We start from the raw sequence: 19,837 nt of genomic DNA, 5'->3' as shown, positions 1-19,837 counted from the left end.
ACCTTTCCAAGCTTATTCAATATTTTGAACTTGTTCTCGCATTTTTTCTAAAATAGTTTTTGATTGAACAACCACTGGTGAAATGATTACAGACTGATTTTTCGACCCAATTGTATTAATTTCTCTGAGCATTTCTTGCATAAGGAAATCTAATTTTCTTCCTATGGAAAAAGGTTCTTCTAACGTCTCTTCTAACTGCTGGAAGTGACTTTCAAGTCGATCCAATTCTTCCGATATATCAATCCGATCAGCGAAAATAGCGACTTCAGCAAGTATTCTATCTTCTACTTCTTCCACATTTGCAATTTCTGCTAATCTTTCTGTCAATTTTTCTCGATGTTTTTTTACTGCATCTTGCGAATGTTCACGAATAAATTTTACTTGCGCTTTAAGCTCATCATTATATTCGAGCAACACTTGTTTTAATTCTTGTCCTTCTCGCTCTCGCATTTCTACTAATTTTTCCATCGCTTCTCGGACAGCAATTTCAACACTAGATGCAATCTCTTCTGGTGTTAACTCTTTTTTTTCATATAAAAGTGCACCTTCTAATGATAGCACTTCTTGCATAGAATATTGCTCATCTATTGGGATTACTTGGCGAAGTTCATCTTTTGCATTTTTATAGGCTTCAATAAGAGACCAATTAATTTTAAAATCTTTTACTTCTTCACCAGTAAGTTTTAAGTTTACTAAACAATCAAATTTCCCTCGTTTTACATATTGAGATATGATTTTTTTTGCAAGCAGTTCTGCCTCTAACCACTCTTTTGGAAATTTTGTATAAATTTCTAAAAAGCGATGATTCACTGATCGAATTTCTACTGTCAGTTGATAATCATTCGTAGTTGTGACACCTCTGCCAAAACCAGTCATACTACGCACCAAGGTAAGTCACACCTTTCATAAAGCTATGCTCCAATTATAACACATGATTAAAAAATTATAACGTATTTATCCGTTATTAGAAGATTAACTTAGCTTTTTTATTTTATTTGAAAAATTTCTCTTAGTCCATCATAGTATGATGTTTTTGGTAGGGGACCGATTTCCCGCTCATATTTTTCACCGCTTAAAATAACAGGTTCATCAATTAAATAAAACATCTCCGAAAATTCACGCATAAATGGGTTGAATAATCCTACCATTTGAACCATTCTTTTCGTTACAATGGAGATTTTTTTATCATATCCCGTAAACTCTCGAATCATTTGAATGATTTCTTCCCCGGTAATCGGACCGTAAGAAGGAATATTCCACTCTTGCCCATAAGCCTTTTCATTCAATACTAAGTTTACAAAAGCCTTTGCTCCATCAGGCAAATAAATGTATTCCCTCGCCAACTTTGGATTCCCTATAAACATGGCCTTTTTATTGTTTATTACAGCATTGATTGTTGTATATAATAATGTATTAGCGGCATTCGGACCGTAAAAATCTGGGAAATGAGCAATAGTATATTTAATTCCAGAATTCTTGATCATGTTTTCTAATTGCAATCGGATTTTTCCTTTTTTTGTATGAGGATTTTTCGGCATATCCTCCGTCATTTTTTTGCCAACACTTCGACCATAAGCATATATATTATCAACATAAGCAAATTTTATGTTGTACTTTTTTACAGTTTGAATAACATTGTCCATTAATACAGGTAGTTTTTTCCACTCTTGATAAGGTATATTCACTGAATGAACGATTAAATCAACATCTTGTGCTGCATGAAGTAAATCTGTTTGATTAAATAAATCTCCTTGGACTATTTCCACTCGTTCCTCATTATTAAATAGTCTTTCTAATTTTTCCTTATTTCGTGCAAATGCTTTTACTTCAATTCCACGATTACAAAATTCTTTTACAAGTGCCGCTCCCATATTACCTGAAGCACCAAGAACTAATACTTTTTTCATAAAAAAACTCCTCCCTTTTTGTTAACCAGTGGTCAATTAAATGTTCAATACATTTTATTGACCGCTGGTTAAATAAATATAAAAAAATTAACACACGCCTTTAAGTAAAAATTTTACGTGATGAATTGCTGCATTCTCTATATCTTCATAACTTACAACATGGGATAAATAGTGACTAACAAAACCATGCAAAGAAATAAAAATTGACCATATATCCTTTAATTGCAATTTTTTATTTGATAATGTGTATAAAGCATTGGCAAACTTCTCATATACCTTCATCGGTTGTTCATTGATGAAATTGCGTACCTCATCATCTTTTAGCATAAACATTATTTCATAATGGCTCTGATGGTTTAAACCAAACTTGATATACCCAAGCATACATTGCTCAAGTTTTTCTAAATTTTCAATGTCCTTCTCTAATACATTGTTTAATTCCTGTTCTAATAGAACAAAATATTCCTTCACCAATGCAAAAAATAATTCTGCTTTACTTTGAAAATGATAATACAAAGCACCGTGGGAACAGCCAAGTTCTTTTGCAATTTGACGCATCGAAACTTGCTGATAGCCATTTTTTACGAATAAATCTCTTGCAACATCCATAATCATTTTTGGCGTAAGGACAGGTTTAGACGCATCTCTTGCCATAATAAATCCTCCAGTCATTCTAGTTGCATTAAATTAATTGACCACTGTTCAATAATAAGATAATTCAAAGGTTTTAAAATGTCAAATGCTTCTTCTCATTAAACTTTAAATATTTTATGAATTGCATTAGAATCAATGCAGAGATATAAAAACATGATAAAATAATATATCAGTGATTTTTCAAGAAAAGAGGAACAATTATGGCATTTGATGGATTATTTACAGTAGCGATGATCAATGAGTTGAAGAGACTTGAAACTGGTCGAATTTCAAAAGTTCATCAACCAAATGCATTGGAAGTAGTGCTCCATATCCGAGCAAGAGGGAAAAATGAAAAATTATTATTTTCTATTCACCCATCATATGCACGAGTTCACTTAACAAAAGAATCGATTGAAAATCCACAAGAACCACCAATGTTTTGCATGCTCCTCCGCAAACATATTGAAGGCGGCATTATTACTCGAATTGAAAACAATGGTTTTGAGAGATTGATTACTTTTCACATTGAAAGTAAAAACGAAATTGGTGACCAAGTGACTCGGAAGTTAATCGTTGAAATAATGGGACGACATAGTAATTTAATTTTAGTTGACGATGAAAATAAAATCATCGATGGATTAAAACATTTACCACCTTCCGTTAACAGTTATCGAACAGTGCTTCCAGGATTTGAGTATATCCATCCACCAGCACAACAAAAAGCCAATCCGATTACAATATCTGATGAGGAGATTACGAACTTTTTCTCAAATGAAAAAACATCACAAGAAGTAGTTGCTCATTTTGCTGGATTTTCTCCTTTTCATGCTAAAGAATTATTGCATCGAATGAAGGACGAAAACAATAAAATTGAAATATTCCGCACGTTTATAAACGAAATTCTTGCTAGTGCTAATCCTACTTATTTAGAAGTTGATGGAAAACCTTATTTTTCACCGACAACAATTACTCATGTATCGAGGAAAAATACGTTTTTTGTTGATTTAAGCTCCCTCCTAGACCGAGCATTTTACGCAAGAGCTGAAAGGGACCGTGTAAAACAACAAGCGGGCGACTTAGAACGCTTTTTACAAAATGAAATCAATAAATTGAAAACAAAATTAAAAAAGTTACATAAAGATTTAGAACAAGCTTCCAAATTAGATCAATACCAATTATATGGCGAACTATTAATGGCTAATTTATACCAATTCGACAAAGGCATGAAGGAAGTTACCGTAACGAATTACTACAATGAACAAGAATTGACAATACCATTAGATGAAAGAAAAACACCTATCGAAAATGCCCAAAGCTATTATTCGAAATACAATAAAGCTAAACATGCGCTCATTCGGGTAAAAGAGCAAATTGATAAAACAAAAGAGGAAATTGAATATTTTGAAATGCTCATCAACCAAGTAAACCAAGCAAGCCCAACGGATATTGAAGAAATTCGTGATGAACTAGCAGAACAAGGCTATTTGAAAAAACGAAACAAAAAACAAAAGCAAAAACAATTAAAACCTGTTCCTGAAAAATTTATGTCATCAACAGGGGTTCCTATATCGGTCGGCAAAAACAATAAACAAAACGACTATTTAACCTTTAAATTAGCTAAAAAATCCGATACTTGGCTTCACACAAAAGATATTCCAGGATCACATGTCGTCATTCATTCGGATAATCCAGACGAGACAACATTGAAAGAAGCTGCTATATTAAGCGCCTATTTTAGCAAAGCAAGAAGCTCCTCTTCTGTACCAGTAGACTATACGAAAATTCGACATGTGAAAAAGCCGAATGGAGCAAAACCAGGTTTCGTGATTTATTTTGAGCAAAAAACGCTCTATGTCACACCGGATGAAGAAGTTGTATTAAAACTTAAGAAAAAAGATTGATCTTTTTATTATTGTAGTGCAAACCTATACGACGGTTTGTACTATTTTTTTAAAATAATTCAAGCCTTCTGGTTTATAAATAACCCTAAAGCTTGAGCCTTACTAAAAATAATCAACAACCTCTTTTTTCCAAACACCTTTTGTTAAAATATTGGCTCAATATTATTGCATTACCAAGTTATTAATTACTCTATAAATGCATAGAAATTAACGATTCATCTGTAAAATTTTCAGGAGGAATAATGATGCAATTCAAATTTATTCATTGCCTCAGTATATTCGTACTACTATTTGCATTTCTCATTCAATCACCTCAAAAGGCAAAGGCATCAGAATTTCATAAATCACAAGCTGAAATCGAACAGTTTTTTGATGAATTTTTTTCAAAGGAGATGTCAAAAAAGCATGTTCCAGGTGTCGGTTTCATATTAGTGAAAGATGGAAAAAGAATAATTTCAAAAGGATACGGCTACGCAAATATTGATAAAAAAATTGGGGTTGACCCAGAAAAGACTCTATTTCGGGTTGCTTCATTATCAAAAATTTATGTACTGATGGCAATTTTAAAATTGCAAGAAGAAGGCAAATTATCGGTTCATGATGAAGTATCAAAATATTTAGCAGAAGATGATCCACTTATCCATCGATTGAAAGGAATTAAAATTCACCATTTGCTTACCCATACAGAAGGCTTTCCATCTAAAGATGTTGGAACTTTTGTGTTAAATGCGGATGCCATTCCGCCTCTTCATGACACATTAATAAAAGATTTGAGAAAACCAACTATTCAACCCGGTACGGGCATTGCCTACGGTGGAATGGGTTCCGTATTAGCTGCTCATATTATTGAAAATATCACTGGAAAAGCATTTGATGTTTATGTAAAGGAAAAAATTCTTCAGCCGCTTTCTATGAACTACAGTACATTCTCTCAAACCATTCCAAAGTCATTACAACATAGTCTAGCCACTACCTATTTATTTGAAGATAATAAGTTTATTGAAACAGAGTTTTTATATGGCTCCACTCCGCCTTCAGGAGGTCTAAGTAGCACTCCAGCAGAAGTTAGCAATTTACTAATTGCCTTAATGAAAAATGGCACATTTGATGGAATCGAAATATTAAAACAAGAAACAGTACAATCTATGATTCAAGCGCAATACCGTGGACATGACAATCTAGCAGGTGTTACTTATGGATTTTTTGAATTCTTTCAAAACAACAAAAGGGCACTTGTTAGAGATGGCAGTGGATTTGGAGTAACAACCAGAATGTTGTTTATACCTGAAGAACAAATAGGATTCGTATATTTTCAAAATATTCGAGGTGATGATTTACTTAATGAATTAACCACTACTTTTTTCGATTACTTTTTTGAAAAGAAAGCAAAAAAGACTGGTATTCCCTTAACATTAGAGGAAGCAAAGAAATTAGAAGGTACTTATCGAGCAATCCAGCAACATCAAAATATCATGAAAGTTGGTAGCTTTTTCTCCGGGATGATGATTGATATTACTGCAAATCATGATGGCACTTTACAACTTGTTGTTTCAGGTCCAGGCGATACAGCAGGTTGGGGAGGATTTGAAAAAGAAGCAACGCTCACACAAATTGAACCGATGCTGTTTCAACGTAGTGATATGGAAGGATATGTTGCTTTTGAAAATCTTGACGGAAAATTATTGATGCATACAGGTAATGGTTATCACACCACGTATGAAAAAATTCCTTGGTATGAAAAAGTGATATCACAGCTAGTGTTCCTAACTATTTTTACAATACTATTTGTCATAACACTCATCTATTCAATCATCCATTTTATTAAAAGAAATAAGAAATTCTATGCTTATATGGAATTGCCTTTCCTTCAACTCTGTGGAGTAATTAGTTTATTAAATCTTTCATTTCCATTTCCAATCTTTCAATTATGTTTTATAAATCAAATAGCTGGATTCCCTGCAGTTGCTTTTGGCCTACCAAAACTCGTACAAATATTGCTGTATGTACCTGTGATTACTGGCATTTTGACCATGTTACTGTTTGGATTGTATTATCAATTGTATAGAAACGTTTCGAATAAAAGAAAAATCGGCTATTTCGTCATTCTAATGGGTTGCCTACTTTTCATCCCATACTGCATCTACTGGAGATTTTTTCCTGGTTTTGCATAATAAAAAAATTCTCCTGAATCATTTTAATGACTCAGGAGAATTTTTTTATTATAATCTACCAGCTTTCAAATCTTCATGCCAATTTTTTAAGAATGGAATATCGTCGGACTTAATAGCACCAGAATCTTTTGCCGCTTCAATTAAATAGTCGAAATTCGTTAAGCTGACATACTTTATACCCTCATTTTCAAAAGCATCCTCGGCTTTTGGCAAATTGTATGTATAAACACATACAACACCCACGACTTCGCATCCTGCATCTCTTAATGCTTTTACTGCAGTAAGTGATGAACCGCCAGTTGAAATGATGTCTTCTACAACAACTACCTTCTGACCTGGTTCTAGTTTCCCCTCAATTTGATTGCCTCGTCCATGTTCTTTCGGTTTGGAACGCACATATACCATTGGCAATTGTAATACATCACTCACCCATGCAGCATGAGGAATTCCTGCTGTTGCTGTGCCTGCAACCACTTCTGTTTCAGGAAAATGTTCTTTAATTTTTTCCGCTAAACCTTTCGCAATTTGTTTTCTTGCTTCTGGATAAGAAATTGTTAAACGTGTATCACAATAAATGGGTGATTTAATTCCACTTGCCCAGGTAAATAATTCCGATGCGTTTAATTCAACAGCACCTACTGATAACATGATTTGGGCAATTTCTTTTTCAATAGCCATTAAATTCCCTCCCAAAGTTGGCATACCTTTTTATAAGCTTCTACAGGATTTTCTGCTTTAGTCACTGCTCGTCCAATAACAATATAAGAAGAGCCATTAATTCGGGCATAGTCAGGAGTTGCAATCCGTTTCTGATCGTGAGCATCTCCACCAGGCAGTCGAATTCCAGGTGTCACTCGTAAGAACGTTTCTCCACATACATCCGCAATATTTTTTGCTTCATGAACAGAGCAAACAACTCCATCTAATCCAGCATCTTTCGTTAATTGTGCATAATGCAATACTGAATCTAACAAGGATAATGGGATTTTTTGCTCCTTTTGCATTTGTTCTTCCGTTGTAGACGTTAATTGAGTCACGGCAATGAGCATTGGCCTTTTGTCAGCACTTCCTGCCTCTAATCCTTCAATGGCTGCTTCCATCATATTTTTTCCGCCGGCTGCATGCACATTTACTAAATCAACGCCCAAACGAGCTAGCCCTTTCATTGCAGATTTCACTGTATTTGGAATGTCATGAAGTTTTAAATCAAGGAATATATCATGTCCTAAATCCTTAATTTTTCTTACAATATCAGGACCTTCTTGATAAAAAAGCTCCATTCCAACTTTTACAAACAATTTTTCATCGAATTGGTTTAAAAACTGAAAAACTTCAATTTCACTCGGAAAATCTAACGCGATAATCGGTTTGTTCATTAACGATGGCTCCTTCCGATAATCTCTTTAATATGCTTTACTCCAAGCTCATCTAACTTCGCTGGAAGGGCATCAATTATATTCGGACAAATGAAAGGATCGATAAAGTTCATTGTACCTACTGCAACTGCTGATGCACCAGCAGACATAAAGTCGATTACGTCTTGAACGCAAGAAATGCCACCCATACCGATAATCGGAATATCTACCGCTTTATATACTTCATAAACCATTCGTAAAGCAATCGGTTTTACCGCTGGACCGGATAGTCCTCCTGTAACATTGGCGATGACTGGTTTTCCAGTTTTTTCATCGAGTCGCATGCCCAATAATGTATTAATCATCGTAATTCCATCGGCTCCGCCTATTTCAACCGCTTGTGCCATTTCCACGATATTCGTTACATTAGGTGAAAGTTTCACATATACAGGCACTTGAGAAACGGCCTTCACTTGTTCTACAAGTTCTCTAGCAATCACAGGGTCTGTTCCGAACGTAATGCCTCCTTGCTTAACATTCGGGCAAGAAATATTTAATTCTAATGCTTTTACATTTGGAGCAGTTGAAATGCGTCTTGCCACTTCCACATAATCTTCCGGTGTAGTACCTGCTACATTAGCGATAATCGGCACATCAAAGCGTTCTAACCAAGGTAATTCTTCAGCCATGACTTTTTCGAGTCCTGGATTTTGTAATCCGATGGCATTCAGCATTCCAGCAGGTGTTTCTGCTACACGAGGCGTCGGATTTCCAAGTCGTGGTTCTACTGTCGTTGCTTTAATCATAATGGCTCCCAACTTGGAAAGGTCATACAACCCGGCATATTCACGGCCAAATCCGAAACAACCAGAAGCAGGCATAATCGGATTTTTTAATTGTAAACCAGGGAGTTGGATATCTAATCGATTCATAATTTCACAACTCCTTTCTCAAATACAGGACCATCTGAACAAATTTTAACGTAGTCTTTCTCTTGCCCTTCTTCCGTTTTGCAAATGCAAGCAAAACAAGCTCCAATGCCGCAGCCCATACGTTCCTCAAGGGATAAATATCCTTTTTTCTCCTCATACATTGAAGCTAATGCTCTTAACATCGGCAGCGGGCCACATGAATAAAAGATATTAAAATCTGGATTTAATTCATTCAATAAATCCGTAACGAATCCTTTAAAACCTTTTGATCCGTCATCCGTTACATAATAGGTTTCGCCTAATTTTGTAAACTCTTCTTCATAAAACGCTACTTCTTCTGTTTGGAAACCAAGTACATGGATAGTCCGAACGCCTTTAGCATTTAACTGTTTTGACAGTTCATAGAGGGGTGGAACACCAATCCCTCCTCCAACAAGAAGAGCCGTTTCACCTTCACGTGCTTCTTCAACTGGAAAACCGTTACCGAGAGGACCTAATACGTCCACCTCATCGCCTACTTGTTTCTGAGATAAAACTTTTGTCCCTCTACCTTGTGCTCGATAAATAATTGTAAATTCTTCTGCTTCTTTCTGAATATTCGCTATACTAATTGGGCGTCTTAACAAAGGCTCCAACAAATCTGAAACTCGTATATGAACAAATTGTCCAGGAGACATCTCCTGAACAATTTGACCTTGCAAAGTCATTTCAAAAATGTCTTTTGCAATTTCCCTTTGGCTTACTACCGTCATACGTTCTTGTCGAATCATGAATATACCTCCGCTTTCGGCATTTCCTGTATTGCAAATGTCATGGATTCAATGACTGTTATTAAAGCGTTAGCTGTATCCAATGATGTTAAACAAGGAATGCCGTTTTCAACAGTTTCTCGACGAATGCGGAAACCGTCGCGGGCAGGTTGTTTTCCTTTCGTTAAAGTATTAATTACAACTTGGGCATCACCGTTTTGGATTACATCCACCAACGTTTTACCTTTACCACCAATTTTATCTACTACTTCTGTTCGAATACCTGCTTCTTCAAATTTTTTCGCTGTTCCTTCTGTCGCCATGATGCGATAACCTACAGATTGGAAACGTTTGGCAAGACTAATTGCTTCTTCTTTATCTTTATCCGCTACTGTAAATAACACAGTTCCATACGGTTTGATTTCTATACCTGAAGCAACCAACCCTTTATATAATGCTTTTTCTAAAGTAATGTCTTTCCCCATTACTTCACCAGTTGACTTCATTTCAGGTCCTAGTGTGATATCGACGCGTCGTAGTTTTGCAAAGCTAAATACAGGTACTTTTACGTATACACCTTTTTTCTCTTCAACTAGACCTGTTTCGTAACCTTGTTCAACGATTGATTGACCTAAAATCGCTTTTGTTGCAACATTCGCCATCGGAATGTTTGTAATTTTGCTTAAGAACGGCACTGTTCTTGATGCACGAGGGTTTACTTCAATGACATATACATTTCCATCTGAAATGACATATTGGATGTTCATTAATCCGACAATATTTAATCCTCTAGCCAATCTTGTTGTATAATCCACAATCGTTTCAATTTGTTTTTGCGTCAAACTTTGCGGTGGGTAAACGGAAATTGAGTCACCTGAGTGAACCCCAGCACGTTCAATATGTTCCATAATGCCAGGAATGAGTACATTTTCTCCATCAGAAATCGCATCTACTTCTACTTCTTTTCCTGTTAAATAACGGTCAATTAATACAGGATGATCTGGAGAAGCTTCTACCGCATTTTCCATATATTGTTTCAATTCATTTTCGTTATAAACGATTTCCATCGCACGGCCGCCAAGAACGTAAGAAGGACGAACCAATACCGGGAAGCCGATTCTCTTTGCAATTTCCAATGCTTCATCCAATGAAACCGCAGTGTCCCCCTCTGGCTGTGGAATTTCTAATTCTTTTAAAGCTTGTTCAAACAAGTCGCGATTTTCTGCTCTGTCGATATCTTCTAATGATGTACCTAAAATTTTCACACCATTTGCTGCAAGTTTATCTGCTAAGTTAATTGCTGTTTGTCCACCGAATTGTACTACTACTCCAATCGGTTTTTCCAAATCGATAATGTGCATTACATCTTCAATCGTTAAAGGCTCAAAGTAGAGTTTATCGGAAATTGAAAAGTCTGTTGATACCGTTTCAGGGTTTGAGTTGATAATAATTGCTTCATACCCTGCTTCTTGAATTGCCCAAACCGAATGCACTGTTGCATAGTCGAACTCAACGCCTTGTCCAATTCGGATTGGACCAGAACCAAGAACGATGACAGATGGTTTATCGGAAACAATCGATTCATTTTCTTCTTCGTAAGTTCCGTAATAATAAGGAGTTGCTGATTCAAACTCCGCTGCACAAGTGTCAACCATTTTATAAACCGGTACAATACCATTCGATTTGCGAAGTTCGTAAATTTCTTTCGCTTCCATATCCCAAAGCTCAGCGATTTTTTGATCTGCAAAGCCTAGACGTTTTGCTTGTTTTAACACTTCTAAATCATTTTTATTTTCAGAAAGAACAGTCTCCATGTCGATAATGTTTTTTAGTTTATATAGGAAGAATAAATCGATTTGTGACCATTTATGAATTTGTTCCACAGCGACACCGCGGCGCATTGCTTCAGCGATAAAGAATAGCCGTTCGTCGCCTGCTTTCTTAATGCGTTTTTCAATCCAGTTATCATCATGATCTTCTGCATGTTTTAAATCGATATGATAATGGCCAGTCTCGAGAGATCGAACTGCTTTTAAGATCGCTTCTTCAAAATTACGTCCTAAAGCCATTACTTCCCCAGTGGCTTTCATTTGCGTACCTAAATTACGTTTTGCAGATTCGAATTTATCAAATGGCCAACGAGGAATTTTTGCCACTACATAGTCGATGGCAGGTTCGAAGTCTGCATATGTAGTGCCAGTAACAGGGTTTTTAATTTCATCCAGCGTTAAACCAACCGCAATTTTTGCAGCGATTTTTGCAATTGGGTAACCTGTTGCTTTAGATGCTAAAGCAGATGAACGAGAAACACGAGGATTTACTTCAATTACATAATATTTAAAACTATGTGGATCAAGTGCTAATTGTACGTTACATCCACCTTCAATTTTTAATGCACGGATAATATCTAATGAGATGTTACGTAGCATCTGATATTCCCGATCAGTTAACGTTTGGACTGGTGCTACTACAATTGAGTCACCAGTATGAATACCAACTGGATCCACGTTTTCCATGCTACAAACTACAATCGCATTATTTTTTGAGTCGCGCATTACTTCAAACTCAATTTCTTTGTAGCCTGCAATTGATTTTTCAAGTAGACATTGTTTCACTGGGCTATATTTTAAACCGCTTGAAACAATTTCTTCCAACTCTTGTTCATTGTGACAAATACCTCCACCAGTACCTCCTAGCGTAAAGGCTGGTCGAACAATCACTGGATAACCGATTTTTTCAACAAAAGCTTTTGCTTCTTCAACACTATGAACGATGTCGGATTCAGGAACTGGAGCACCTAATTCAAACATCAAACTTCTGAATAATTCACGGTCTTCTGCATGATGGATTGCTTCTAATTTTGTTCCTAATACTTCTATCCCTAATTCATCCAAAATACCTGATTTTTGAAGTTCAATTGCCATATTTAAGCCAGTTTGTCCACCAAGTGTTGGAAGTATGGCATCTGGTCTTTCTTTTCGCAATATTCGGGAAACAAACTCTAAACTAATCGGTTCGATATAAACCTTATCTGCAATTTCTGTATCTGTCATAATCGTTGCAGGGTTTGAGTTTATTAGAATCACTTTATATCCTTCTTCTTTTAATGCAAGACAAGCTTGAGTACCAGCATAATCGAATTCTGCAGCTTGTCCAATAACAATAGGACCTGAACCAATAACTAAAATGCTTTCAATATCTTTACGCTTTGGCATATGCTATTTCCTCCCCTGCTCGTTCCATTAATGCAATAAATTCATCAAATAAATAGTTCGAATCTTCCGGACCTGGTGAAGCTTCCGGATGGAATTGCACTGAAAAGACTGGATGTTTTTTATGTTTTAAACCTTCGATCGTACCATCATTTAATGAAACATGCGTAATTTCTAAATCAGTACCTTCCAATGAGTTTTCATCGATTACATAACCATGGTTTTGCGAAGTGATTTCAACAACACCAGTTTGAAGATTTTTTACTGGATGGTTTCCACCACGATGTCCGAAAGGTAACTTATAGCTCTTCGCACCGCAAGCTAATGCAATCAATTGGTGTCCTAAGCAAATACCAAACATCGGAACTTTCCCAATTAATTCTTTGATTGTTTCAATAGCTTCTGTTACATCGGCGGGATTACCTGGACCATTGGATAATAGAATGCCTTCTGGACGAAAACTCATGATTTTTTCAGCAGGTGTATTATAAGGAACTACAAGAACATCACAATGACGATTATTTAATTCACGCAATATCCCGTTTTTCATTCCAAAGTCCATTAGCACTACTCGTTTCCCTCTACCGGGACTTGGGAATGGCATTTTTGTCGAAACTTCTTTTACATGATTTTTCAAATAAGGCGTTTCATTTAATTGTTTAACTATTTCTTCTACATTCACTTCCTCGCCTGCTGCAGTTAACATCGCACGAACTGCGCCTTTTGAACGAATGATGCGAGTAAGTTTTCTTGTATCAATTCCTTCAATTCCAGGAATATTATGTGTTTTTAAATACTCATCCAAAGTGATTTCAGAACGGAAATTTGATGGGATTTTCGTTAATTCACGAACAACAACACCTCGAATAACAGGAGCAATCGTTTCAAAATCATCGCTGTTTATTCCATAGTTACCGATTAATGGATAAGTAAATGTTACAATTTGACCGTAAAAAGAAGGATCAGTAATTGTTTCTTGATACCCAGTCATCCCAGTTGTAAAAACAACTTCTCCTTGACTGCTTTGTTCACTTCCAAACGCTTCTCCCTGAAATACTGTCCCATCTTCCAAAATTAAGAGACGCTTTTTCATCATTCTTCCTCCTTATAAACCACATTTCCTTCAAAGATTGTCATGACCGGCCAACCTTTTGCTTTCCATCCATTGAATGGCGTATTGCGACCTTTAGAATAAAACTCATTTGCATCAATTGTTTTCTCTTTATTTAAATCAATAATTGTTAAGTCTGCAGGTGCACCTACCTCAATTTTTCCATAAGGAAGCTCGAAAATTTCAGCAGGTTTTGTAGCCATCCAATCCACTAATTGTTTTAGTGTAAAAATTCCTGTTTCTACAAATTTTGTATAAAGCAATGGAAAGGCTGTTTCAAATCCTACAATTCCAAAAGGAGCTCCAACCATTCCGCAACATTTTTCTTCAGTAGTATGTGGTGCATGGTCTGTGGCGATGCAATCGATCGTACCATCAAGTAATCCTTCAATTAAAGCTTTTTTATCTTCTGAAGCTCGTAACGGAGGATTCATTTTCCAATTTGCATCATCACTTGGAATGTCCATATCTTCTAATAGGAGATGATGTGGACAAACTTCTGCAGTAACACGAATGCCCGCTTTTTTAGCATCTCTTACTGTACGAACGGATTCTTTCGTAGAAACGTGACAAACATGATATCTTGCCCCAGCTGCCTCGGCAAGTAATACGTCCCGCGCAATTTGTACCGATTCACAAACGCTTGGAATTCCAGGTAATCCTAATTGTTTATTACGAACCCCTTCGTGCATTACCCCGCCATAGATTAATGAGTTATCTTCACAATGGGCAACAACAATTGCACCAACTTTTGCTGCATCTTGCATTTGTTCATACATTGTTGCAGCAAGTTGAACGCCCACGCCATCATCTGAAAAAGCTACAGCACCATGTTCTTTTAATTCAGCGATATTGGTACGTTTTTCCCCGGCTTCATCAACAGTAAGTGAGCCATAAGGAAGGACACGAACCACTGCACTGTTTTTAATTAATCCTTTAATATATTCAAGGTTTTCAACAGAATCTGGCACAGGCTTTGTATTTGGCATAGCACAAATTGTTGTAAATCCACCTCTAGCAGCTGATCGAGTGCCCGTTTCAATTGTTTCTTTATGTTCAAAACCAGGTTCCCTTAAATGAACATGTACATCGACAAATCCTGGAGAAACAAAATTTCCTTTTCCATCAATTACTTCAGCATTTTCTGGTTTTGATTCACCGATTGCAGCAATTTTGCCTTGTTCAATCGTGATCGTTGTTTTAACAAGTTCACCGTGGTCATTTAACATCTTGATATTCTCTATAAACGTCGCCATGTTATCTCTCCTTCAAAATTGTTTCAAGAATTGCCATTCGAACAAATACACCGTTTTGTACTTGTTGAAAAATTCTTGAACGTCCACATTCCACTAGTTCTGAAGCAATTTCCACATCCCGATTGACTGGCGCCGGGTGCATGATGATTGCATGTTCCTTCATTTGCTTTTCTCGTTCGGGTGTCAACCCAAATTGTTGATGATAATTTTCCTTTGAAAAATATACATCATGTCGTTCATGTTGAATTCGAAGCAACATAATCACATCACTTTCTTCTAACAGACCGTTCCATGCGTGCTGTGCCTCAAAATCACCGGCCCATTCAGGAGGACAAAGGAAATTTACATTTACTCCTAATCGTCGCAATGCGATGGCATCAGATTTTGCTACTCTGCTATGAGAGATATCCCCTGCAATCGTTACTGTTAAACCTTCGAAGCGTCCAAATTCTTTATAAATCGTATATAAATCCAATAAACTTTGGGATGGATGCTGCCCTGTTCCATCACCGGCGTTAATAATGCCGACATTAATTCCTTCGAGCAATTCTTTATAGTATTCATCTTCCTTTGCACGAATGACAACCGTATCAAGTCCAATCATTTCCAACGTTTTTACAGTATCGTACAAAGTTTCCCCTTTTAGCATACTTGAAAATCCTGCTTCAAAGGGGATGACTGTACATCCTACTTTTCGTTCTGCCATTTCGAAACTTGTTTTTGTTCGAGTGCTTGGTTCAAAAAATAAATTCGCTACATAATAGGAGCGTTGTAGCTTCGTTTCCGCTCCCTGTTCAAATTCTCTTGCTCTTTCTAAAATAGCCAACACTTCATCGTTTGATAAATGTTCCATTGAAAGTAAATTCTTCATTGTCAGTTTCCTCCTAATTTTATTTACACTCATTGCCATATACATGGCTTAGGAGGGATGACAAGTATGCACTTGCCATTCGTCTCCTTTTTTGCCTCACTGGACAAATCATTAAAGGATTATTGAATATCTTCTTATTTAAATTCTTCTATATTCTTTTCTCTACCCGGAAGGATTAAGTTTAAGATAACGCCAACAATAGCAGCAAGTGCCATACCTTCAATCGCAAATGCTTCAGTAAATCTGATTGCAGCGCCACCAATTCCCACCACTAAAATGACAGATGCTATAACCATGTTGCGGTTTTGACCAAAATCAACTTTGTTTTCTACAACCATTCGAAGACCACTTGATGCGATAATACCGAATAATAGGATGGAGATTCCTCCTAAAACGGCTGTTGGAATTGTTTGTACTAACGCCATTGCTTTACCGAAGAATGAAAGTAATATTGCAATCACTGCAGCACCCATGATGACATACACTGAATACACTTTCGTAATGCCTAATACACCAATGTTTTCTCCATAAGTCGTTTTCGGTGGACCACCAATTAGCGCACTTACAAATGTACCTAAACCATCACCAAGAATGGAGCGGTGCAATCCTGGATCTTTAATATAGTTTCGTTCAACGATTTTTCCTAATACGAGTTGGTGACCGATATGTTCTGAAATCGTTACGATCACAATTGGAACCATGGCTAATAAAATTGTTGATGTTACGTTAAACTCATAATGAATTCCAGGAATTAAAAAGTCTGGGACTGCAAACCATGATGCTTCTTTTACTTTTGTAAAATCTACGATACCGATGATTGCGGAATATATATACCCGACTACTAATCCTAAAAGAATTGGCATCGCGCTTAAAATATTTTTAAAGAACACGTTGAAAAATATCGCTGCAAATAAAGTCACTAATGCTGCTGAAAAATGCCAGCCACTATATTGTTTTACTAATTCTGTTTGACCTGTATCAGAATTTACTTGTTCCACTGAAATATTCATTGCCATATCTACCGCTACTCCAGCAAGTCCAAGTCCGATTACCATAATAACTGGTCCTACTACAACAGCTGGCAATATTTTCATAATCCATTTATAGCCGGTTTTATATATTAGTAATGAAACAATTCCATATACTAATCCAACTGCCATCGCACCAATCATTGCATTTCCAGGATTCACTGCTGCACCCTCTGGATCTAAACCGCCAGATACTAATAACATCGGTGCAATAAATGCGAAGGATGAACCTAAATAAGCTGGTACTTTAAATTGTGTTACAATCAAAAAGATTATTGTTGCAATACCGCTTGTTAAAAGTGCAATCGCTGGACTTAACCCAACTAATTGGGGCACTAAAATCGTCGATCCGAACATGGCAAACATATGTTGAAAACTTAATGTAATGAGTTGTCCACTAGAAGGTTTTTCATTAATATCGATAACTTGATTTGACATAATTTTACCTCTCTATCTTCATTAGTTTGATTTGTGTAAAGTAACTTGATCTTTTCCGTCTACTTCTGTTACATGAACAACAATTTTTTCAGAACTGGAAGTCGGAATGTTTTTCCCTACATAATCTGCCCGAATTGGCAATTCCCTATGTCCTCTGTCAATTAATACAGCAAGCTGAATTTGAGCAGGACGCCCTAAATCCATCACTGCATCAAGTGCTGCGCGTACAGTTCTACCTGTATAGAGCACGTCATCAACAAGAACTATTTTTTGATCATTCACAACGTAATCAATATCCACTTGTTGTACAGTTGGCTCGTCCTCATCAAATTTCGTAGATAAATCATCGCGGTATAATGTAATATCTAATTCACCTGTGCGAACTTTTGTACCTTCAATTTTTTCGATTCTCTCAGCCAATCTCCTTGCAAGATAAGTACCGCGAGTCCTAATGCCAACTAAAATAACTTTGTCAATTCCCTTATTTCGTTCAATAATTTCGTGAGCAATTCTCGTTAACGCTCGGTTCATCGCCTGTGCGTCTAACAATTCTGTGACTTGAGCCATTCATAAATTCCTCCTTATTTCATAATCCAATCACTTTGCACAAAAAAACCTCTTAAGCCGTCAGCTTAAGAGGTTGAAGTTACAGTAAAATAGTATGTTGGTATAGTAATTGAGTACAGTAATCCCTGTAAAATTGGGTACACTTCACCCTAATTAGATATAATTATACCCATTCCATCCAACATATCTCATTACCTTTTCAGCCTCTCTGGACTGCCATTAAAGGTACTCATATTTTATTGTCGTTTGATGTTATTCTACTTCTGTAAAGTATAGAACTAATTATCTTCCAAGTCAACACTCTTTTCTTAATTGTTCAAGTAAATTTACAAAATCATGAGGTAAAGGTGCTTCAAATTCCAAAAATTCATTTGTTCTAGGATGCACGAAACCTAAAACACCTGCATGTAAAACTTGTCCTCCAAAATCAATCGTTTTCTTTGGACCATATTTCGGATCTCCCACTAATGGATAACCAATATATTTCATATGAACGCGAATTTGATGAGTGCGCCCTGTTTCTAATTGACATTCCACTAATGTATATTTTCCTCCAAAACGTTCCAACACTTGGAAATGAGTAATTGCTTCTTTTCCATTGTTGACAACAGCCTGTTTTTGGCGGTCTTTCGGATCCCGACCAATAGGAGCATCAATTGTACCTTTATTATGTGGAATATGTCCATGAACTAATGCAGTATATTTTCGTTTTACTGTTTTATTCACTAACTGTTCAACAAGCGAATGATGGGCTTGGTCATTTTTAGCAACCATTAACAGACCAGAAGTATCTTTATCGATGCGATGAACAATCCCTGGACGAAGAACCCCGTTAATTCCAGATAAATCTTTACAATGATACATTAAGCCATTCACTAATGTACCTGTCATATGTCCTGGGGCAGGATGAACTACCATCCCCCTTGGTTTATTCACAACAAGTACATCAGAATCTTCATACACAATATCCAACTCTAAATTTTCAGGGATTACTTCAAGTATTTCAGGTTCGGGAACATCTACTTCAATAGAATCCCCTTCTTTTACTTTATATTTAGCCTTTACTTCCTTGCCGTTTACTTTTATTAGCCCTTCTTCAATCCAATTTGATATTTGTGTTCTGGACCAGTCCTCTTGAATAGTTGATAAAGCTTTATCAATTCGTTCTCCTGCTTGTTCTGCTTCAATTGTTATGGATACAACTGTCATTGTTTCACCTTTCTCTGTTCTTTTTGATCTTCCTTTAATATCACAATAATCAACATGACTACGGATATCGTCAATGCCGCATCAGCTACATTAAAAATAGGAAAATCATAGCGGATAATTGGAATGAAAACATCAATAAAATCAACCACTTCACCTCGAAAAACTCGATCGATAAAGTTGCCGATTGCCCCACCTAATAAAATCATTAAACTAACGCCAAGTAAAGGCTTATTTTTTCCTTCTTTATGAAAATAATAAATCACACCGACAATTACAATAATCGTGACAATATAAAAAATCCACATTTGTCCTTGAAGCATTCCCCAAGCTGCTCCACGATTTCGATGACTTAAAATACCAATCCAAGGATCCCAAATGCCAATCCTATCACCTATTTGCATAGTCGTCACGATAAACCATTTTGTAATTTGATCAATCAATATGATGAATAGTGCTAAAACGTAGTATTTAAACACATTCTTTCCCCCGTTTGC

General features: G+C 36.3%; 17 protein-coding genes. 2 read left to right on the top strand and 15 right to left on the bottom strand.

The features are described 5' to 3' along the window. Positions 1 to 12: 12 nt before the first annotated feature. From HF990_RS03065 to HF990_RS03055, 3 genes are all read right to left on the bottom strand, one after another. Positions 13 to 888: a YicC/YloC family endoribonuclease gene (locus tag HF990_RS03065; RefSeq protein ID WP_016837472.1), complete on the bottom strand. Its 876-nt coding sequence runs from the start codon at positions 886 to 888 to the stop codon at positions 13 to 15. Positions 889 to 986: 98 nt separating this feature from the next. Further along, on the bottom strand, positions 987 to 1,907 hold the full coding sequence (locus HF990_RS03060) for an NAD(P)H-binding protein (protein WP_016837473.1): 921 nt from the start codon (positions 1,905 to 1,907) through the stop codon (positions 987 to 989). Positions 1,908 to 1,994: 87 nt separating this feature from the next. Then, positions 1,995 to 2,561 carry a TetR/AcrR family transcriptional regulator gene (locus tag HF990_RS03055; RefSeq protein WP_016837474.1) on the bottom strand — a complete coding sequence of 189 codons (567 nt, stop codon included), beginning with the start codon at positions 2,559 to 2,561 and terminating at the stop codon, positions 1,995 to 1,997. Positions 2,562 to 2,761: 200 nt separating this feature from the next. Between HF990_RS03055 and HF990_RS03050 the strand changes: the two genes are divergently transcribed. Together HF990_RS03050 and HF990_RS03045 are read left to right on the top strand one after the other, a co-directional pair. After that, positions 2,762 to 4,444 carry an Rqc2 family fibronectin-binding protein gene (locus HF990_RS03050; RefSeq protein ID WP_016837475.1) on the top strand — a complete coding sequence of 561 codons (1,683 nt, stop codon included), beginning with the start codon at positions 2,762 to 2,764 and terminating at the stop codon, positions 4,442 to 4,444. 245 nt (positions 4,445 to 4,689) lie between these two features. After that, positions 4,690 to 6,615: a serine hydrolase domain-containing protein gene (locus tag HF990_RS03045; protein WP_016837476.1), complete on the top strand. Its 1,926-nt coding sequence runs from the start codon at positions 4,690 to 4,692 to the stop codon at positions 6,613 to 6,615. A 48-nt stretch (positions 6,616 to 6,663) separates the two neighbouring features. Here the strand turns inward: HF990_RS03045 and pyrE are convergent, their stop codons facing one another. The 12 genes from pyrE to lspA all read right to left on the bottom strand — a co-directional run bounded on the left by pyrE (position 6,664) and on the right by lspA (position 19,819). Further along, positions 6,664 to 7,293 carry an orotate phosphoribosyltransferase gene (gene pyrE / locus HF990_RS03040; RefSeq protein WP_016837477.1) on the bottom strand — a complete coding sequence of 210 codons (630 nt, stop codon included), beginning with the start codon at positions 7,291 to 7,293 and terminating at the stop codon, positions 6,664 to 6,666. After that, the gene (gene pyrF, locus HF990_RS03035) at positions 7,293 to 7,991 is read right to left on the bottom strand and encodes an orotidine-5'-phosphate decarboxylase (protein WP_016837478.1); all 699 of its coding nucleotides are present in this window, start codon (positions 7,989 to 7,991) and stop codon (positions 7,293 to 7,295) included. The genes pyrE and pyrF overlap by 1 nt, the downstream gene beginning before the upstream one ends. Next, positions 7,991 to 8,902, bottom strand: a complete 912-nt coding sequence (locus HF990_RS03030; RefSeq protein WP_168411959.1) for a dihydroorotate dehydrogenase — start codon at positions 8,900 to 8,902, stop codon at positions 7,991 to 7,993. Before HF990_RS03030 ends, pyrF begins: the two co-directional genes overlap by 1 nt. After that, positions 8,899 to 9,672 (bottom strand): dihydroorotate dehydrogenase electron transfer subunit, encoded by a 774-nt coding sequence (locus HF990_RS03025; protein WP_168411958.1) that lies wholly within the window; start codon positions 9,670 to 9,672, stop codon positions 8,899 to 8,901. Before HF990_RS03025 ends, HF990_RS03030 begins: the two co-directional genes overlap by 4 nt. After that, positions 9,669 to 12,866 (bottom strand): carbamoyl-phosphate synthase large subunit, encoded by a 3,198-nt coding sequence (gene carB / locus HF990_RS03020; protein WP_168411957.1) that lies wholly within the window; start codon positions 12,864 to 12,866, stop codon positions 9,669 to 9,671. Before carB ends, HF990_RS03025 begins: the two co-directional genes overlap by 4 nt. After that, entirely contained in the window at positions 12,853 to 13,956 is a 1,104-nt protein-coding gene (locus tag HF990_RS03015) for a carbamoyl phosphate synthase small subunit (RefSeq protein ID WP_016837482.1), read from the bottom strand. The genes carB and HF990_RS03015 overlap by 14 nt, the downstream gene beginning before the upstream one ends. After that, positions 13,956 to 15,230 carry a dihydroorotase gene (locus HF990_RS03010; protein ID WP_016837483.1) on the bottom strand — a complete coding sequence of 425 codons (1,275 nt, stop codon included), beginning with the start codon at positions 15,228 to 15,230 and terminating at the stop codon, positions 13,956 to 13,958. Before HF990_RS03010 ends, HF990_RS03015 begins: the two co-directional genes overlap by 1 nt. 1 nt (position 15,231) lies before the next feature. Continuing rightward, positions 15,232 to 16,101, bottom strand: coding sequence for an aspartate carbamoyltransferase catalytic subunit (locus HF990_RS03005; RefSeq protein WP_016837484.1), 870 nt, complete (start codon positions 16,099 to 16,101; stop codon positions 15,232 to 15,234). A gap of 134 nt (positions 16,102 to 16,235) precedes the next feature. Further along, the gene (locus HF990_RS03000) at positions 16,236 to 17,567 is read right to left on the bottom strand and encodes a solute carrier family 23 protein (protein WP_016837485.1); all 1,332 of its coding nucleotides are present in this window, start codon (positions 17,565 to 17,567) and stop codon (positions 16,236 to 16,238) included. A gap of 21 nt (positions 17,568 to 17,588) precedes the next feature. Further along, a complete protein-coding gene (gene pyrR / locus HF990_RS02995) occupies positions 17,589 to 18,134 on the bottom strand; it encodes a bifunctional pyr operon transcriptional regulator/uracil phosphoribosyltransferase PyrR (protein ID WP_016837486.1) in 546 nt (181 codons plus the stop codon). Positions 18,135 to 18,428: 294 nt separating this feature from the next. Continuing rightward, positions 18,429 to 19,343: an RluA family pseudouridine synthase gene (locus HF990_RS02990; protein ID WP_168411956.1), complete on the bottom strand. Its 915-nt coding sequence runs from the start codon at positions 19,341 to 19,343 to the stop codon at positions 18,429 to 18,431. Beyond that, positions 19,340 to 19,819: a signal peptidase II gene (gene lspA / locus HF990_RS02985; protein WP_168411955.1), complete on the bottom strand. Its 480-nt coding sequence runs from the start codon at positions 19,817 to 19,819 to the stop codon at positions 19,340 to 19,342. Before lspA ends, HF990_RS02990 begins: the two co-directional genes overlap by 4 nt. Between the last annotated feature and the right edge of the window lie 18 nt (positions 19,820 to 19,837).

The organism is Ureibacillus thermosphaericus, from assembly GCF_012396605.1.
Lineage (GTDB): Bacteria > Bacillota > Bacilli > Bacillales_A > Planococcaceae > Ureibacillus > Ureibacillus thermosphaericus.
This window is presented reverse-complemented; position numbering and strand designations above follow the sequence as displayed.

Bases quoted from the DNA above. Each gene is read 5' to 3' on its own strand.
- HF990_RS03060 (WP_016837473.1), bottom strand. From the start codon at position 1,907: ATGAAAAAAGTATTAGTTCTTGGTGCTTCAGGTAATATGGGAGCGGCA.
- HF990_RS03055 (WP_016837474.1), bottom strand. From the start codon at position 2,561: ATGGCAAGAGATGCGTCTAAACCTGTCCTTACGCCAAAAATGATTATG.
- HF990_RS03050 (WP_016837475.1), top strand. From the start codon at position 2,762: ATGGCATTTGATGGATTATTTACAGTAGCGATGATCAATGAGTTGAAG.
- HF990_RS03045 (WP_016837476.1), top strand. From the start codon at position 4,690: ATGCAATTCAAATTTATTCATTGCCTCAGTATATTCGTACTACTATTT.
- pyrE (WP_016837477.1), bottom strand. From the start codon at position 7,293: ATGGCTATTGAAAAAGAAATTGCCCAAATCATGTTATCAGTAGGTGCT.
- pyrF (WP_016837478.1), bottom strand. From the start codon at position 7,991: ATGAACAAACCGATTATCGCGTTAGATTTTCCGAGTGAAATTGAAGTT.
- HF990_RS03030 (WP_168411959.1), bottom strand. From the start codon at position 8,902: ATGAATCGATTAGATATCCAACTCCCTGGTTTACAATTAAAAAATCCG.
- HF990_RS03025 (WP_168411958.1), bottom strand. From the start codon at position 9,672: ATGATTCGACAAGAACGTATGACGGTAGTAAGCCAAAGGGAAATTGCA.
- carB (WP_168411957.1), bottom strand. From the start codon at position 12,866: ATGCCAAAGCGTAAAGATATTGAAAGCATTTTAGTTATTGGTTCAGGT.
- HF990_RS03015 (WP_016837482.1), bottom strand. From the start codon at position 13,956: ATGAAAAAGCGTCTCTTAATTTTGGAAGATGGGACAGTATTTCAGGGA.
- HF990_RS03010 (WP_016837483.1), bottom strand. From the start codon at position 15,230: ATGGCGACGTTTATAGAGAATATCAAGATGTTAAATGACCACGGTGAA.
- HF990_RS03005 (WP_016837484.1), bottom strand. From the start codon at position 16,101: ATGAAGAATTTACTTTCAATGGAACATTTATCAAACGATGAAGTGTTG.
- HF990_RS03000 (WP_016837485.1), bottom strand. From the start codon at position 17,567: ATGTCAAATCAAGTTATCGATATTAATGAAAAACCTTCTAGTGGACAA.
- pyrR (WP_016837486.1), bottom strand. From the start codon at position 18,134: ATGGCTCAAGTCACAGAATTGTTAGACGCACAGGCGATGAACCGAGCG.
- HF990_RS02990 (WP_168411956.1), bottom strand. From the start codon at position 19,343: ATGACAGTTGTATCCATAACAATTGAAGCAGAACAAGCAGGAGAACGA.